The organism is Streptomyces sp. NPDC088910 (genome assembly GCF_044749865.1).
Classification (GTDB): domain Bacteria; phylum Actinomycetota; class Actinomycetes; order Streptomycetales; family Streptomycetaceae; genus Actinacidiphila.
The window spans coordinates 637,275-652,599 of the sequence record NZ_JBIVIV010000003.1 but is presented as its reverse complement, the minus strand read 5'-3'; the positions used below and the strand labels follow the sequence as shown (position 1 = coordinate 652,599).

The following is a 15,325-nucleotide window of genomic DNA, read 5'->3' as shown; positions in this document are numbered from 1 at the left end:
GTGTTTTGGGGTGTTTTTTTTTTTCCACCTTTTTTTTTTATTTTGTTTTGTTTTTTTTTTTTTTTTCCCCCCCCCCCCGGGGGGGGGGGGGGGGGCCCCCCCCCCCCCCCCCCCCCCACCGCCGTACCGGAATAACGTCTTCGCGCCGGGCGGACGCAGGTCCCGTGGGCGCCACCCGGCCGACATTCCGTTGTGGCCGAGCCAGGGAGAAAGGGGGGCGTACACGTGCGTATCGCATTGCTCACCGAGGGTGGTTACCCGTACGCGCGAGGTGAAGGGGGTGCGTGGTGCGACCGGCTCGTCCGCGGTCTCGCGCACCACGAATTCGACGTGTACGCGCTCAGCCGGTCACCGCGGACGGAGGCGGGGGGCCGCGTCGAAGTGCCGTCGCACGTACGGCGGTTCCGCGCGGAACGCCTCTGGGGGGAGCCCCCGGCCGCCGCCCTCGCGCCGACGTGCGGCGGCGGCCGGGCGGCCAGACGCGCCAGACGCGCCGACTTCCTCACCCACTACCGCGACCTGGTCGCGGCGCTGGCCGGCGGCGCCGGGCTCGGCTCCGCCGACCGGGCGGACCGTTTCGCCTCCGGGCTGTACGGTCTCGCCGAGGTCGCCGCAGAACACGGCGGCCTGCCCGACCTGTTGCGCGGCGAGGACGCGCTCGCCGCCCTGGAGTCGGCGTGCCGCGCCCCCGGCGTGCGTCCCGTGCTCGGCGACATCGTCGTCACCGAACTCCTCGCCGTCGCCGAGCTGTTGGAACGCCAGCTCAGGCCGCTGTCCGCGCCCTGGTACGGGTCGAGCGAACTGGGCGCCGTCGATGTCTGCCACGCCGTCTCCGGGGGTCCGGCGGCCTTGCCCGGCCTGCTGGCCAAACGGTTCTGCGGAACGCCGCTCATCGTCACCGAGTACACCGTGCGGGTACGGGAGGCGCTGCTCGGGAACCGCGCGGCCGGACTGGCCGGAGCCGTACGGGTGGTGCTCGGCGACTACCACCGGCTGCTCGCCGGGGAGAGCTACCGGCAGGCCGCGCTCGTCACGCCCGGCTCCACGCATGTGCGGCGCTGGCAGGAGCGGTGCGGGGCGCCGCGCGACCGGATGCGGACCATCCATCCGGGGATCGACGCGGCGCGCTTCGCCCTCGCGGGCGAGGCCGCCGAGGCCGAGGCCACCGCGCCCGCCGCGCACGCCGACCCCACGCTCGCCTGGGTCGGCAGGATCGATCCGGCCAAGGACCTCATCGCGCTGCTGCACGCCTTCCGCGCGATACGCGCCGACGAGCCGCGGGCGCGGCTGCGGATCTTCTACCTGCGGCTGCGCGCCGCCGACGAACGCGCGGCCTCCTACCTCGGGCACTGCCGGACGCTCGCCGCGCAGCTCTTCCCGTACGAGGCCGCCGACGCCAACGCCGTCGGTGAGAGTCCCGTCAGCTTCGAGGAGATCGGGTCGCCCGGCGCGCCCGAACTCGCCGACGCGTACGCCGCGGGCGACGTCGTGGTGCTCTCCAGCAGCGCGGAAGGCTTTCCGCTGAGCCTGGTCGAGGCGATGTTCTGCGGGCGGCCCACCGTGTCCACCGACGTGGGGGCCGTCCGCGAGGTCATCGGCGGCACCGGGCTCGTCGTGCCGCCGCGCAACCCCAAGGCGCTGGCGGACGCCGTCGTCGATCTGCTGCGCGGGCCCGAGCGGGCGTCGCGGCTCGGGGCGGCGGCCCGGGAGCGGGCGCTCGCGCTCTTCACCGTCACCCGGTGCGTGGACGCCTTCCGCGAGAGCTATCTCGACGTGGTCGCGCACCATCCCGTGCGGCGCGAGCCGCTGCTCGACGCGGCGGGCGATCCGCGGCCGTTCACGGCTCCCGCCGAGTCGCACGTCCCGGCCCGCCTGGCCCCCACCCCCGCCCACCCCGCCTGGTCCCGCACCCCCGAACCCGTAGGTGCCCCGTCCGCCTCCGGAGGCTCCCCCTCATGACCACGCCGACCCCCGCCCACGCCTTACTCACCCGCCTCACCGCCCAGGCCGCCCCGCCCGCCTCACCCCTGCGGCTCCCGCCCCACGACCCCGACGACCCCACCGCCATAGACATAGACGCCTACGACGACGAGGCCACCCCCCACTCCCTCGACGAGACGGTCACGGCCCTCTTCGGCGCCTCCCGCCTCCCGGCGCGGAACCCGGACACCGACGAGCACCCGGCCGAGCTGCGTGCGGCCCCCCCGGACGGCGACCCGTCGCGCGTACGGTCCCGGACCGCCGTCGCGGACGACGCGCAACCGTCCGCCGCCGCGCCCGAGACCGCCCAGCCCCGCCCAGCCGCCCCGACCCGCACAGATTCGTTCGGAGCCGCCTCCCCACCCGCCGCCGCGCCACCGAGTCCGGACGGTTCCGCATCCGAAGTGCCCGTCGTGGACCGGGGCTTGGCGGTGCTTGGCGACCCCGCTCGCGAGCAGCGCGAGCCCCGCTCAGGCGCGGAGCCCGGCGTTACCGACGAGCCGCAGGCCCACGCGGATTCGGCGCGGCGGCCCGAGCCGGGGCCGGCAAACCCGGGTGATGACGGGGCGCACGGCTTGCCTGACGCTCGCCTCGCGGACCCGGATGGTGCCGCATCCGTGAGCCGTGCGGGCCTCATGCGGTCCGAGACCCGCCCGGGCACGAACGTTTCCGTATCCGAAGTGCCCGTCGTAGACCGGGACTCGGGTGCGTTCGACGCCCCGGCTCCCGAGCGGGGCGGTCCGGTGCCGGTTGGCTTGGACGCCGACGACGATTCCCGCTCGGGCGCGGGCCTCCGCGTTGCCGAGGGGCCCGAGGCGGAGAAGGAATCGGCGCGCGCGGGCGCAAACGCTTCCGTACTCGAAGTGGCGGTCCTGGACGGGGACTTGGCCCTGCCTGGCGGCCCCGCTCGCGAGCGGCGCGGGCCGGTACCGGTCGGCTTGGATGCCGAGGGTGCGGGGCTACGCGGTGCTGGGGCGGGGGCGGGTGGGGAGGCGCGGCCCGGAGGGCGGTTGGTGGGGATCGACGGCGGGCGACGGGCCGCGCGGGGCGGCCCGCAGGCCGGCGGGCGGGTGGCGGACTTTCGGGCGGGGGCGCGGCCGTCCGGTGCGGACGAGCCGCGGCGCAGGGGGCCCGCCGACCCCGTGCGGGGAGTGATGCACCGGCACGAGGCGCTGATCGCTGGAGCCGTGGACGAGTGGGAGATCGCGGCCGGGCTGGAAGCCCACGGCGTGACGGACGGAGCCGCGCGACGCCTGCGGCACCGGGACGTCTTCGGGCTCGCGGAGGAGCTGTACGCGCGGGTCCCGAGGGCGGTACGCCGACTGGAGGCGGCGCCGGGGGAGCGGGAACGGGCCCTGCCGCGCTGGCGGACCGGGGCCGCGCAGGCGGTGCCGGGCGCGGTGTGCGCGCTGGCGGCCGGAGCCCCCGGAAGCGTACGGCTGCCGCTGCTGGCGTTCGTCGCCGTCGTCGCGTGGGCCGCCGTACGGATCGGACCGCTGCGGGTCGAGCGCGGCGCGGGCGCCGCCGTATGGACGTACGGCCTGCTCGGCTACGCGCTGTACGCCGGGCACGCCACCGGCCGCACCGCCGGCGCCGCCACCCTCGCGGCGCTCACCTTCGCCCTGCTGCCCGGCGCGTACTGCGCGCACTGGCTCGCCGTCCGCTCCAGGGCCCAACTCGCCCCCAGCCACGGCCTGTCGGACTTCGCCGACGCCGTACGCCCCCGCCTGGCCGCGGCCCTCGCCGCGTACGCCGTCGCGCTGATCGCCCTGCTCGACACGGCCACCGCCGTCGCGGGCTCCGCGCCACTGGCCGGACCGGCCGCCCTCGGCCTGCTGCTCTTCGCCGCGCGCCTGCTGTCCGTGCACGGCTTCCCCGGCCACGCGGCGGCCGGTCTCGGAGCGGCCTGCGCCGCCGAGGCGCTGACCCTCGCCGCGACCCCCCTGCACCTCGGCCCTGCCCCCGCCACCGCGCAAGCCGTCATCTGCGGCGCCGCCGCACTCGTGCTGACCGCGCAGGCGTTCCGCGTGCTGCCCCGTGCCTCCGCGCACCGGCCGCCGCCGCGCCACCACCCCTGACCTCAGCAGAACGAACGACCAGGAGAACACCCCTTGACCAGGTACCGAACCGCCCCGACCCCGACCGCGGCCCGACGCCCGGCACGCCCCCTCCTCGTCCGCGAGGACGGCCTTCCGCCCCGCGGGCGCACGACGGGACACTCGGCGCAGGCACTCGGAGGCACGCGATGAGAGTGCTGCTGCTCGGAGCCGACGGCTTCCTCGGCCGGCATGTCGCGGAGCGGCTCCTCGCCGACCCCGCCGTCCAGCTCACCGCGCTCGGCAGGAGCGACGACGCGGACGTCCGCTTCGACCTGGCGAGCGGCGCGCCCGGCGTCCTCGCCAGGTTCCTGGACGCCGTGCACCCCGGAGTGGTGATCAACTGCGCCGGTACGACCAGGGGCGGCGCCCGCGAGCTGACCCGGCAGAACACCGTCGCCGTCGCCACCGTCTGCGAGGCGATGCGCCGCAGCCAGGTCGACGCCCGGCTCGTCCAGCTCGGCTGCGGCTCCGAGTACGGGCCCTCGCCGCAGGGCGCGTCCACCGGCGAGGACGCGGTGCCGCGCCCCGGCGGCCCGTACGGCGTCAGCAAGCTCGCCGCGACCGAACTGGTCCTCAGCTCAGGTCTCGACGCGGTGGTGCTGCGGGTGTTCAGCCCGGTCGGCCCCGGCACCCCGACCGGGGCCCCGCTCGGCCGGGTCGCCGAGACCTTGCGCCGCGCGATGCAGAACGGAGACGGCGAGCTGAAACTCGGCGGCCTCGGCGTCCAGCGCGACTTCATCGACGCCCGCGACGTGGCCCGCGCCGTGCACGCCGCGTCGCTGTCCGCCGCGCAGGGCGTGGTGAACATCGGCAGCGGCCGGGCCGTCCGTATGCGTGAGATGGCCGCGGCCCTCGCCCATGTGGCGGGCTACGAGGGCTCGCTGCACGAGCTGGACGAGACGCCCGCCTCCGCCGGGCCGCCCCCGTACCCCGACGGCTGCGGCGGCTGGCAGCAGGCCGACGTCCGTACCGCCAGGGACCGGCTCGGCTGGCGGCCCCGGATCGGCCTGGAGGAGTCCCTGGCCGATGTGTGGATGGAGGCGGCATGTCGCGTCTGACGCGACCGCACCAGTGGGGCACGGGACTGCGCCGCCGTGCGGGCGCGGGCCGGGACGCGATGGGCTTCGGCGTCCCGGCGTTCGCGCACCCGCTGGTCGCCCCCACCGAATGGGCCGAACTGGCCCGGCCGGGGGCGCCGCTGCACTGGGCCGCCTTCGACGTGGCCCGCGGCCCCGGTACGCGGCCCGACCCGCTGTACGGAGAGGTCGTCGGCCGCGTCCGTGAGAACGGCGTCCCGGTCCTCGGACTGCTGGACTGCCGCAACGGCACCCGGCCCTTCGGCGACCTGCTCGCCGACGCCTCCCACTACCTGGACTGGTACCGGGTCGACGGCTTCTACCTGGACCGCGCCCCGACCGGCCGCGCCGACGCCGCCGAGTGCCGCCGGGTGGTGACCACGCTGCGGGCACTGCTGCACGCGGACGACGAGGACACCGGGGGCGCGGAGGGCAACGAGACCGCCGAGGGCAGCGGGGACAACGGGGACAGCAGAGGCAGAAGGGGCAGCGGGGCCAGTGGGGCCAGCGGGAGAGCGGGAGCCGCCGCCTCGCGCCTGCCGGAGAGCGGCGGCGGCCAGATCGTCCTCGGCCACGGCGAGCACCCGTGGCCCGGATACGCCGAGCTGGCCGACCAGCTCGTCACCTTCTGCGGGCCCTGGACCAGTTACCGCTGGTCGGAGGCGCCGGAGTGGACGGCCGCGTACCCGCCGGAACGCTTCGTGCACCTGGTGCACGGCCTGCCCAGGTCCCATCTGGACACCGCCCTGCGGATCGCCCGCTGGCAGGGCGCGTCCACGGTGTGCCTCACCGACCGCACGGACCGGGACGGCGCCGACCCGTGGGCGGGCCTGGCCGGATACTGGCACGAATCCGTCCGTATGCTGCGCAAACAGCCGTCGCCGAGCACGTAGCACCGGCGCGGCGGCCCCTCGGACCGGGTACGGCCAGGGCGCGGGGGGAGCGCGGCCGGAGCGTGACCGGGACGTGACCGGGATGTGAGCCGATTCCGTCTCGGTCCTCGGACCGGGTGTCTTGGAATGAAGACCGGCGTGGCAGTGTTGCAGGGACAGCACGTACCGCACGTACTGACTGATGACCGACCAACCGTATTGCTGAGGTCCCTGTGTCGCTGCCACCCCTGGTCGAGCCGGCCGCCGAGCTCTCCGTTGACGAGGTCCGCAGGTATTCGCGCCATCTGATCATCCCCGACGTGGGAATGGACGGCCAGAAGCGGCTGAAGAACGCCAAGGTGCTGTGTGTCGGCGCCGGCGGGCTCGGCTCTCCGGCCCTGATGTACCTGGCCGCCGCGGGCGTCGGCACGCTCGGCATCGTCGAATTCGACGAGGTCGACGAGTCGAACCTCCAGCGTCAGATCATCCACAGCCAGGCCGACATCGGCCGCTCGAAGGCCGAATCCGCCCGCGACTCCGTCAAGGGCATCAACCCGTACGTGAACGTCGTCCTGCACGAAGAGCGGCTCGAAGCCGAGAACGTGATGGAGATCTTCTCCCAGTACGACCTGATCGTCGACGGCACGGACAACTTCGCGACCCGCTACCTGGTCAACGACGCGTGCGTGCTGCTGGGCAAGCCCTACGTCTGGGGCTCCATCTACCGCTTCGACGGCCAGGCATCGGTCTTCTGGTCCGAGCACGGCCCCTGCTACCGCTGCCTCTACCCGGAGCCCCCGCCCCCCGGCATGGTCCCCTCCTGCGCCGAGGGCGGCGTCCTCGGCGTGCTGTGCGCGTCCATCGGCTCGATCCAGGTCACCGAGGCCATCAAGCTGCTCGCGGGCATCGGCGAGCCGCTGCTCGGCCGCCTGATGATCTACGACGCCCTGGAGATGACGTACCGCACGGTGAAGGTCCGCAAGGACCCGGACTGCGCGGTCTGCGGCGAGAACCCGACCGTCACCGAGCTGATCGACTACGAGGCGTTCTGCGGCGTCGTGTCCGAGGAGGCCCAGGAGGCCGCGCTCGGCTCGACCATCACTCCCAAGCAGCTCAAGGAGTGGATGGACGACGGCGAGAACATCGAGGTGATCGATGTCCGCGAGCCGAACGAGTACGAGATCGTCTCCATCCCCGGCGCGAAGCTCATCCCGAAGAACGAGTTCCTGATGGGCAGCGCCCTGGAGCACCTGCCGCAGGACAAGCGGATCGTCCTGCACTGCAAGACCGGTGTGCGATCCGCGGAGGTCCTCGCCGTCCTGAAGTCCGCGGGCTTCTCCGACGCCGTGCACGTCGGCGGCGGCGTGATCGGCTGGGTCAACACGATCGAGCCCGACAAGCCGGTGTACTAAGCCAGTTGAAGCGGTCTCACGGCGGAGGGGCCCGGTGCCACGCACCGGGCCCCTCCGCCGTCCCGTCATGTCCTGTTGTTCCAGATGCCCTTGACGGTATCGAAACTGTGACGGACCCATGACCTGCCCATGAGAGAGCCGGGGGGCGAAGGAGGTAGCGTCAGGGGCTCCCGTGCGGAGTGATCCGTACGGAGCAGGGACATTTCACTGAGGGGGACCACTACGTGAAAACGCAGAAAAACCGGCGGACCGGACGGGGAATGAAGGCCAGGGCCGCCGCGGTGACGGCGGGCACGCTCGCCATGGTGCTGGGCGCCTCCGTCGCCGCCAGCGCCGAGGGCGGCTCGCCCGCGCTCACCACCGTCAAGGACGCGCAGAGCCACACCGCCGCACCCGGCGTCTCGACGTTCTCCACGAACGCCGCGCAGGACGACAAGATCTGGTCGTTCGGCATCGACGGCCGCGACTCCAGCGGCCGGATCTGGAGCTACCCGCCGAAGGCGAACGGCTTCGGCTCCCGCACCCAGACCGGCTACGGGATGGGCAGCGCCAACGCGTTCTTCAAGAACAACTCGGGCAACGACACGCACGTGAACGTCTACGCGCGGTTCGGCGGCACGCTCCGGATCTTCTCGGCGGCCTCGCCCGACGAGGGCACCGTGATCGGCACCGGCTGGAACGTCTACAACGCCTTCGTGACGCCGGGCAACGTCGGCGGCGCCGCCAACCCGGACCTGCTCGCCCGTGACAGCAGCGGCGTGCTGTGGCTCTACCTGTCCTACGCGGACGGCACGTTCGCCAAGAAGCGCAAGGTCGGCGGTGGGTGGAACACCTACAACCAGATCGCCGGCCGCGGTGACCTCACCGGTGACGGCAAGCCCGACATCGTGGCCCGCGACAGCAGCGGTGCGCTCTGGCTCTACAAGGGCACCGGCAACATCGACGCGCCGTTCGCCGCGCGGACGAAGATCGGCGGTGGGTGGAACACCTACAACAAGATCCTCAGCCTGGGCGACACCAGCGGTGACGGTCGCAACGACCTGATCGCCCGCGACACGTCGGGTGTCCTGTGGCTGTACAAGGGCACCGGCAACGCCGGCGCCCCGTTCGCGGCCCGCGTGAAGATCGGCGGCGGCTGGAACACGTACAACTACCTGTTCTAAGCCGCGCCGTCCTCCGGATCGCGCCGTTCGAACCGTGAAACGAGGCCCGCCGCCCGGAACTCCTCCGGGCGGCGGGCCTCTCACATGGTCCGGTTCAGCGGTTGACGGTCTGGATCTCCTGGACCGTGACCGGGTGGTCCTGGGTGATCACACCGTTCGGCAGCGGCGGGTTGTCGGCCGCGCCGTCCGAACCGCGCCAGGAGACCTTCCAGGTGGCCGTCACGTTCAGGTCGTACGCGCCGGTGCTCTGCGTGGAGCGCCGATACGTCACACCGCACGGCGGGTTGCCGGTGGCGCCCTCGGTGTACGGGGCGCCGACCTGGCCGCCCTTGCCGATGGGGCACTCGGCGGAGGACGGGTACACGGTGGCGTCCGACGTCCCCGGATCGATGTGGACGCTGGTCGGCGTGGCCGTCGTCTCGGCCCACATGGCCTGCGCGCCGGGGATGTTGAGCTCGGCCCTGACGGTGACCGGCGCGTAGTTCTCGTTCAGCGTCACCCAGGTGGGCAGATTGACGGTCTGGGTGCCCACCGGATTCGTCCGGATGTCCACGCCCGGCACCTTGGTGTGCGCGAAGGCGAGCCTGGCCAGCATCTCCGTGGTGATCACGTTCGGCGTACCGGCGGGCGGGCGCTGGCCGTTGGGCACCCAGAAGGGCAGCGTGCCGTTGCAGTCGAAGCGGTCGGGGCTGTCGGAGTTGGGATTAGTCACCGGACCCCAGAAAGCGCCCTTGCCCTGCTGGTCGAGGTTGAAGTTCTTGTACGCCTTCTCGCCGTTGCCGCTCCAGGTCCTGCCCTCCGAGTAGTGCTTCTTGTACTCGTCCATGGCCTGCATGGCGTAATTGGCCTGGCCCGGATACTCGTTGGTCTCCTTGACCTGCTTCTCGACCATCTTCTTGAATTCGGCGGGGCCGGCGACGGGGCCGATCCAGCACGGCGGCGGCGTCCACGTCACATTGTCGGCGGCGCCGAGCGAATGGCCTCCCGAGCCTTTCGTGCTGGTGTCCGTGGGATAGGTGACCTGGACGCCCGCGCTCAGATTGCCCTTGTCGTCACCCGAGCCGCTGGTCTTGCCGCCGGGCACGTCGGCGAAGGCCGGGGCGGCGACGGCGGCCGTGGCGGCCGTCACGAGGATCGCGGTGGCCGCGCCAAGAGCCGCACGGCGCAGGCCCGTTGCCGGGCCCGATGGGGTGGTCACTCCTTGCATTGCGTTGCCTTCGCTTTCGCATCGACGGACACGGCTTGCCACAGGTCGGCCCCCGCGGGGAACTTGGCCATGACGATCGTGAAGTACACGTAACTGCTGTCGGTGACCGCGGTGCCGAGGAGCTTGCCCGACCTGACGTCCTTACCGTAGACCTTGCCCTGGAAGTCGCAGAAGCCGACCGTGGCGGCGGTCTTCGCCGAGGTCACCTTCACCGTGGGCCGGTAGAAGCGGTCGGTGCCGGTCTCGGTCCAGCCGCCGTCCACCGCCTGCCCGATCTGCGTACGGGCATACGCGGCGGCGCTGCCGCCCGGCTGCGCGTACTGCGCCACCAGCGGCTCGTTGACATTCCGCTTCACGATGCCGTGGGCGATGCTGCGCATGAAGTTGGCGGCGTTGCCCAGCGCGGCGGCCTCGGCGTGACCGGTCGGCGCGGGCCAGTCGAAGACCAGCTTCAGATCGCCCGGCAGCGCCAGGTTCGGATCCTGCGTCACGGGCGGCGCGGTCGGCTCGGCGGACGCCGACGCCGTGGGAGAGGCGGCCGTCGCGGTGGGGGAGGCGGTGTTCGCCGAATCCCCGTCGATCGTGTCGGATCCGCCACCTCCACCGCCGCCGCAGGCGGACAGCGTCAGGACGGCGGTCGCCGTCAACGCGGCGGCCGTGGCGCCGCAGTGGACTCGCATGGTCAACGCTCCCGATCGGTGCTCACCGGGCACCGACGGGCACCGGCCGAACAAAACATCGAACGCCGAACACCCCTTGGCCCCGTATCCAAGTGGAATCCAACGTACCCAAGGCGGCGGCCCGTGTTGAGAGGGGAAGTGTGCTGGTTCGGTCACGTGCGGGTCACCGCGACGGCACAGCCGCCGATTCCACCCGGATGCCGCGCAACCCGGCAAGGACACAACCCCTCCTAACGGATAGTCGGCGACCTATTGGATACAAGTGGTGGGTCCCGAACAAACGCCGTAAAAGCAGCGAATGGGCTCGAACGCGTCGAACACCGCGGAGAACACGACGACTTCGCGTGGCGCGGAGCACCCGAGCCCTCGAAGAACCTTCGAAAGGCAAGGCACGTCATGCAGCAGAGCCGCACCACCGGTACCCGCACCCGTACCGTCCGCCGTATCGCCCTCACCACGGCCGCGGTGGCGCTCGCGGTCGCCGTACCCGCCGCCGCGGCGCAGGCGCAGTCCCAGCCGCGGACCGCGTCCCACACGACCGGGCAGTCCCGCACGACCGGGCACGGGCACGCGGTCGCGCACCAGGCGCCCACGGCGCACAAGGCCCACAAGGGCGCCAAGGCCGAGCCGGTGATCGGCTCCGGCAGCCCGCAGTCCACGACGGGACGCGTCGCCGACTTCTACGGGTCCTACATCGACGCCGTCTGGGACACCGACAGCGGCCACCTCGGCGCCGACCTGCGGTCGCACTTCCTGACCAAGGGCCTCCAGAAGAAGCTCGCCGCGTGGGAGAAGAAGAACCACGCGGACGGCGTGCTGCGCGCCCAGGACGTACCGACGGCGTGGCGCGTGACGTACGCGGGCAGCGGCGCGGGACACGCCTTCACCAATGTGCGCCTGACGTTCGGCGGGAAGGGCCACGAGACGTACCAGACGCTCAAGGTGCGGTCGGACCTGGCGACGAAGAAGATCTCCGACATCAAGTAGCGCGCGGGGCCCGCTGATTCGGTCCTTCGGACCGGTCGGCAGGGTCGGCCGGCCGGCTCCCGGCGTCGTACGGCGCCGGGGTCCGGCCGACCGCGGAGTACGTCAACCCGCCCGCTACAGCTCGCCCTTGCGGGTGAGGTGGTGGAAGGAGACCCAGCCGGGCAGCACCGGCAGCCAGAAGGTCAGCAGCCGGAAGAAGAGCACGGCCGGAGTGGCGACCTCCTTCGGCAGCCCGGCGGCGATCAGGCCACCGGTGAGGGCGAGTTCGACGGCCCCGACGCCACCGGGGGTGGGCGCGGCGGACCCCAGCGCGTTGCCCGCGAGGAAGACGACGGCGATGGCCGCGTAACTGAGGTGGCCGCCGAAGGCCCGTACGCAGCCGTCCAGGCAGATCACGAAGGTGACCGTCAGCATCAGCGTGCCGCCGATGCCGGTGATCAGCTTCGCGGGCCGCTGGAGCACGTCCAGCATGCGCGGCACGACCCCGGCGAACAGCGCGCGTACCCGCGTCGAGACGAACTTCCGCAGCGCGGGCACCGCCGTGACGACCAGCACCAGCACGCCCGCGGTCAGCAGCCCGGCCATGACCGTACGGGACGGCGACAGCGACGGCGTCTTCTCCGTACCGGTGATGAAGCCGAACGCCATCAGCAGCACCACGTGCGAGCCGAGGCCGACGAGCTGGGAGGCGCCGACGCTCGCCACCGCCAGGCCGGGCCGTACGCCCGCCTTCTGCAAGTAGCGGGTGTTGAGCGCGACACCGCCGACCGCGGCCGGGGCGACCAGCTTCACGAACGACCCGGCGACCTGCGCGAGGACCGTCTTCACCAGCGACAGCCGCTCCGGTACGAACCCGGAGAGCGCGCACGCGGCGGCGACGTAACTGGCCGCGGAGCCGAGGACCGCGATCACCGCCCACCGCCAGTCGGCGTTGGCGATGGCGTCGCCGATCGGCACGGAACTGAGCTGGGAGAGCAGGAAATACGCGGCGAAGGCGCCCGCGATCACCGTGATCAGCGTGCGCGGCTTGATGCGTTCGAGACGGACCGGCTCGACCGGCGCCTGCGGACGGATCAGCAGCACCTGCTGGCGGATGAGGGAGAGCAGGTCGTCCTCGCGGGCCTCCTCCAGCGCGTCCTCTATGGCCCGCTTCTCCGCCTTGCTCTCGGCCTTGCGCTCGGCCTTCCGGCCCGCCTTGAGCCTGCCCGCCTTGAGGTCCCCGGCCTTGAGGTCTCCGGTTCTGAGGTCTCCGGTTCTGAGATCCCCGGTCTTGAGGTCCCCGGCTCTGAGGTCCCCTGGCGGCACCGCCGCCGTCGCGCCGCCGTGCGCCACCTCCGCGCCGTGCGCGCGCTCCGCGGCCCGTGCCTCCTTCTCCGCCGCCGACGCCGCGAGCACCGCGTCCCGCTCGCGCTGCGCGCGGGCCCGCCCGAGCACCTTCAGCCGCGCCCGGGTCTCCCGGCTCAGCGCGATCGGCTGGAGCAGCGGCAGCGAGTTGGCGACCCGGTCGGGACCGAGCACCGCGAGCCCCGAGGCCACCGCGCGCTCGGGCCCCACCCGCAGCGCCAGCGTCGTCAGCATCTGCGCGATGTCCATCCGCAGCACGATGTCCCCGGCCGCGATCTCACCGCCGCGCAGCTCGGTCAGCACGACCTTGCCGGAACGATCCACCAGCAGCGACTCACCGACCAGCCGCCGGTGCGCGATCCGCCGCGACTGGAGCGCCCGCACCTGCGTCCACGCCTCGCGCAGCAGGTCGTCGGTGATCTCGTCGTCCGCGAGCGAGTCGAACCGCCGGCCGCCGATGTGCTCGTAGACCAGCATCACCGCGTCGGGGCCCAGCTCGGAGGTGGCGATCAGCTTCGGCGCGTTGGCCCCGGCGGCGATGGCCGCGTACGCCAGCAGTGCCTCCTGCTCCAGCGCCTGCCGCAGCGACAGCAGACTGCGCCGCTGCGTGATCCCGCCGACCAGGGCGAGCCGCCGCCACAGCCGGTAGAAGAAACCGTGCGCCTGCTGCTCCCGGTCGACCACCGTGACGTCCAGCGGCGGCCCGTCCTCCAGCGTCACCAGATACGCCCGGCCGCGGTCGGAGTCCGCGGTCTCCGGGCCGTCCAGCTCGACCCGGCGCGCGGTCTGCGGCGCGAAGCCGACCCGGCGCAGGCCCGCGAGCAGGTGCTGCCCGGTCGGCCGGACGTTCGGCGAGCCGACCGCGTAGACCGTGCCGTAGGCGACCGTCCAGCCGATCAGCACGGTGACGGCGATCGAGAACGGTGTCGTGTAGCCGCCGACCAGCACCGCGAAGGCGTCCAGCAGCAGCACGAACCACAGCGCGACCCGCCAGCGCGGTCTGCGCGCCATCCCGACCGCCGTCACATAGGCGATGACGGGCGCGAGATAGCCGTGCACGGGGTCGGTGAGGCCGGTGCCGCCGGGCGCGCTGTGGGTCAGCGCCTCCTGGATCGGATTCGGCGCGGAACTGGTCACCCACAAGTCGGTGGCGAGCGCGGCGCCGTGCGCGAGGACGGCCGCCAGGACGCCGTCGGCGATCCGCAGCCCGTCCCGCTTGACCAGCCGCTCGATCGCGAAGGCGACCGGCACGATCAGTACGGCGATGCTCGCGGTCAGGCCCGCGAAGGACGACAGGGCGTCGGGCGCGTGGTCGGCGCCCTTGGAGATGTCCGTCTCCAGGCCGGTGGTCGTCGCGTGCGCGAAGCCCGCGATGGCCAGCACGACCGCGATGCCCAGCAGCCCGAACAGGAAGCGCATCAGGTCGGCGGGGCGGTGCACGCGGGCGGCGAGCAGCGGTTCGTCGACCAGGACGGTGCCGGGTCCCGGCCCGGGGGTCAGGGTGGGAGCGGGGCCGGGGGCGGTGCCGGACGCGGTGTCCGGGGTCTTCTCGGGCGTGGCGCCGGACACCGTGCCTGGCGTGGTGCCGGACGTGGTGCCGGACGCGGTGTCGGGTGTGGCCTCGGGCGTCGGGTCGTCTGCGGCGGCCCGGTCGGCGTCCGGGCCGGTGTCCGTCGCGGGTTCGGCCACGGCGTCACGCGTGGTGTCGGGCACGGGCAGGTCGGACAGGCGCGCCCTGTGGGCCCCGTTCGCGGCCGGCGCGGCGGGGTGCGCGGGCAGCGCGTCGGGGGCGCGGTCGGCCGGTCCGGCCTGCTCCGCGCCCGGCTGCTGCTCCCCAGCCGTCTCTTCTTCTTGATCTCGTATCACCAGTCACCGCCCGGACGATGGTGGCATGAGAGGTCTGCGAATGGGACCGGAACCCCCCGTTGTCGGTGGTCTGGGGCAGGATTGTTCGGATGAGCGAGGAGTACGACCCCGGTGCCCCCACGGAGTACGCGGAGCGGGTGCTGGACACCGTAGAACTGATCCCGCCCGGCCGCGTGATGACATACGGCGATGTCGCGGAATACCTGGGCGAAGGCGGTCCGCGACAGGTCGGCCGGGTCATGGCGCTGTACGGCGGCGGCGTGACCTGGTGGCGTGTCGTGCGCTCCGACGGGACGCTGCTGCCCGGCCACGAGCTGAGCGCGCTGGACGCGTACCGCGCCGAGGGCACCCCGCTGCGTGAGCGCGGCCCGGCCGCCGAGGGGCACATACCGCGCGTCGACATGCGCAGGGCCCGCTGGGACGGGGGCGCCGCCGACCTCGCGGGGGGCGGCAGCGGCTGACGGCCGGGGACTCATGTCCTCCAGCTTCCGTCATCGGCGCCGCCGCGATGGCATCGGCCGTCCGTACGGAGTACATCCCGCGCGTGGCGTAGCGTCGACAGCTCCCGTCCGGGAACGCGATCCCGGCGGCGTACGTGACCCGGTACGCGGTCCCGTACGCGTCCCCGTACGACCGCCA

The 15,325-nt window shown here is 73.0% G+C and carries 11 protein-coding genes; 8 read left to right on the top strand and 3 right to left on the bottom strand.

The features are described 5' to 3' along the window. Window positions 1–225 precede the first annotated feature (225 nt). The 6 genes from ACIP4Z_RS11090 to ACIP4Z_RS11065 all read left to right on the top strand — a co-directional run bounded on the left by ACIP4Z_RS11090 (window position 226) and on the right by ACIP4Z_RS11065 (window position 8,602). Window positions 226–1,959 (top strand): DUF3492 domain-containing protein, encoded by a 1,734-nt coding sequence (locus ACIP4Z_RS11090; protein WP_355348641.1) that lies wholly within the window; start codon window positions 226–228, stop codon window positions 1,957–1,959. A 1,175-nt stretch (window positions 1,960–3,134) separates the two neighbouring features. Continuing rightward, on the top strand, window positions 3,135–4,058 hold the full coding sequence (locus ACIP4Z_RS11085) for a hypothetical protein (protein ID WP_401306559.1): 924 nt from the start codon (window positions 3,135–3,137) through the stop codon (window positions 4,056–4,058). A 167-nt stretch (window positions 4,059–4,225) separates the two neighbouring features. Next, window positions 4,226–5,137: an NAD(P)-dependent oxidoreductase gene (locus ACIP4Z_RS11080; protein WP_188283310.1), complete on the top strand. Its 912-nt coding sequence runs from the start codon at window positions 4,226–4,228 to the stop codon at window positions 5,135–5,137. Window positions 5,138–5,196: 59 nt separating this feature from the next. Beyond that, window positions 5,197–6,048 carry a spherulation-specific family 4 protein gene (locus ACIP4Z_RS11075; protein WP_401306611.1) on the top strand — a complete coding sequence of 284 codons (852 nt, stop codon included), beginning with the start codon at window positions 5,197–5,199 and terminating at the stop codon, window positions 6,046–6,048. Window positions 6,049–6,260: 212 nt separating this feature from the next. Next, complete coding sequence (gene moeZ, locus ACIP4Z_RS11070) at window positions 6,261–7,439, top strand: adenylyltransferase/sulfurtransferase MoeZ (RefSeq protein WP_355348647.1); 1,179 nt, start codon at window positions 6,261–6,263, stop codon at window positions 7,437–7,439. Between the two features lie 260 nt (window positions 7,440–7,699). After that, window positions 7,700–8,602, top strand: coding sequence for a VCBS repeat-containing protein (locus tag ACIP4Z_RS11065; RefSeq protein ID WP_355348651.1), 903 nt, complete (start codon window positions 7,700–7,702; stop codon window positions 8,600–8,602). A gap of 94 nt (window positions 8,603–8,696) precedes the next feature. On the opposite strand, the gene ACIP4Z_RS11060 is transcribed toward ACIP4Z_RS11065, so the two are convergent. Beyond that, window positions 8,697–9,800: a hypothetical protein gene (locus ACIP4Z_RS11060; protein ID WP_401306555.1), complete on the bottom strand. Its 1,104-nt coding sequence runs from the start codon at window positions 9,798–9,800 to the stop codon at window positions 8,697–8,699. After that, window positions 9,797–10,489: a hypothetical protein gene (locus ACIP4Z_RS11055; RefSeq protein ID WP_401306552.1), complete on the bottom strand. Its 693-nt coding sequence runs from the start codon at window positions 10,487–10,489 to the stop codon at window positions 9,797–9,799. The genes ACIP4Z_RS11060 and ACIP4Z_RS11055 overlap by 4 nt, the downstream gene beginning before the upstream one ends. Window positions 10,490–10,885: 396 nt before the next feature. Here ACIP4Z_RS11055 and ACIP4Z_RS11050 point away from each other — a divergent pair, with 396 nt between their 5' ends. Continuing rightward, the gene (locus tag ACIP4Z_RS11050) at window positions 10,886–11,476 is read left to right on the top strand and encodes a hypothetical protein (RefSeq protein ID WP_401306549.1); all 591 of its coding nucleotides are present in this window, start codon (window positions 10,886–10,888) and stop codon (window positions 11,474–11,476) included. A gap of 114 nt (window positions 11,477–11,590) precedes the next feature. Here ACIP4Z_RS11050 and ACIP4Z_RS11045 read toward each other — a convergent pair whose 3' ends face one another. Then, window positions 11,591–14,686 carry a YbhN family protein gene (locus ACIP4Z_RS11045; protein WP_401306546.1) on the bottom strand — a complete coding sequence of 1,032 codons (3,096 nt, stop codon included), beginning with the start codon at window positions 14,684–14,686 and terminating at the stop codon, window positions 11,591–11,593. Window positions 14,687–14,775: 89 nt separating this feature from the next. Between ACIP4Z_RS11045 and ACIP4Z_RS11040 the strand changes: the two genes are divergently transcribed. Beyond that, window positions 14,776–15,147 (top strand): MGMT family protein, encoded by a 372-nt coding sequence (locus ACIP4Z_RS11040; RefSeq protein WP_355348662.1) that lies wholly within the window; start codon window positions 14,776–14,778, stop codon window positions 15,145–15,147. Window positions 15,148–15,325 lie beyond the last annotated feature (178 nt).

What these genes read in the sequence shown, in the direction of transcription:
- ACIP4Z_RS11075 (WP_401306611.1), top strand. Translation starts at nt 5,197, where the DNA reads ATGGGCTTCGGCGTCCCGGCGTTCGCGCACCCGCTGGTCGCCCCCACC.
- ACIP4Z_RS11085 (WP_401306559.1), top strand. Translation starts at nt 3,135, where the DNA reads ATGCACCGGCACGAGGCGCTGATCGCTGGAGCCGTGGACGAGTGGGAG.
- ACIP4Z_RS11080 (WP_188283310.1), top strand. Translation starts at nt 4,226, where the DNA reads ATGAGAGTGCTGCTGCTCGGAGCCGACGGCTTCCTCGGCCGGCATGTC.
- ACIP4Z_RS11050 (WP_401306549.1), top strand. Translation starts at nt 10,886, where the DNA reads ATGCAGCAGAGCCGCACCACCGGTACCCGCACCCGTACCGTCCGCCGT.
- ACIP4Z_RS11040 (WP_355348662.1), top strand. Translation starts at nt 14,776, where the DNA reads ATGAGCGAGGAGTACGACCCCGGTGCCCCCACGGAGTACGCGGAGCGG.
- ACIP4Z_RS11065 (WP_355348651.1), top strand. Translation starts at nt 7,700, where the DNA reads ATGAAGGCCAGGGCCGCCGCGGTGACGGCGGGCACGCTCGCCATGGTG.
- ACIP4Z_RS11055 (WP_401306552.1), bottom strand. Translation starts at nt 10,489, where the DNA reads ATGCGAGTCCACTGCGGCGCCACGGCCGCCGCGTTGACGGCGACCGCC.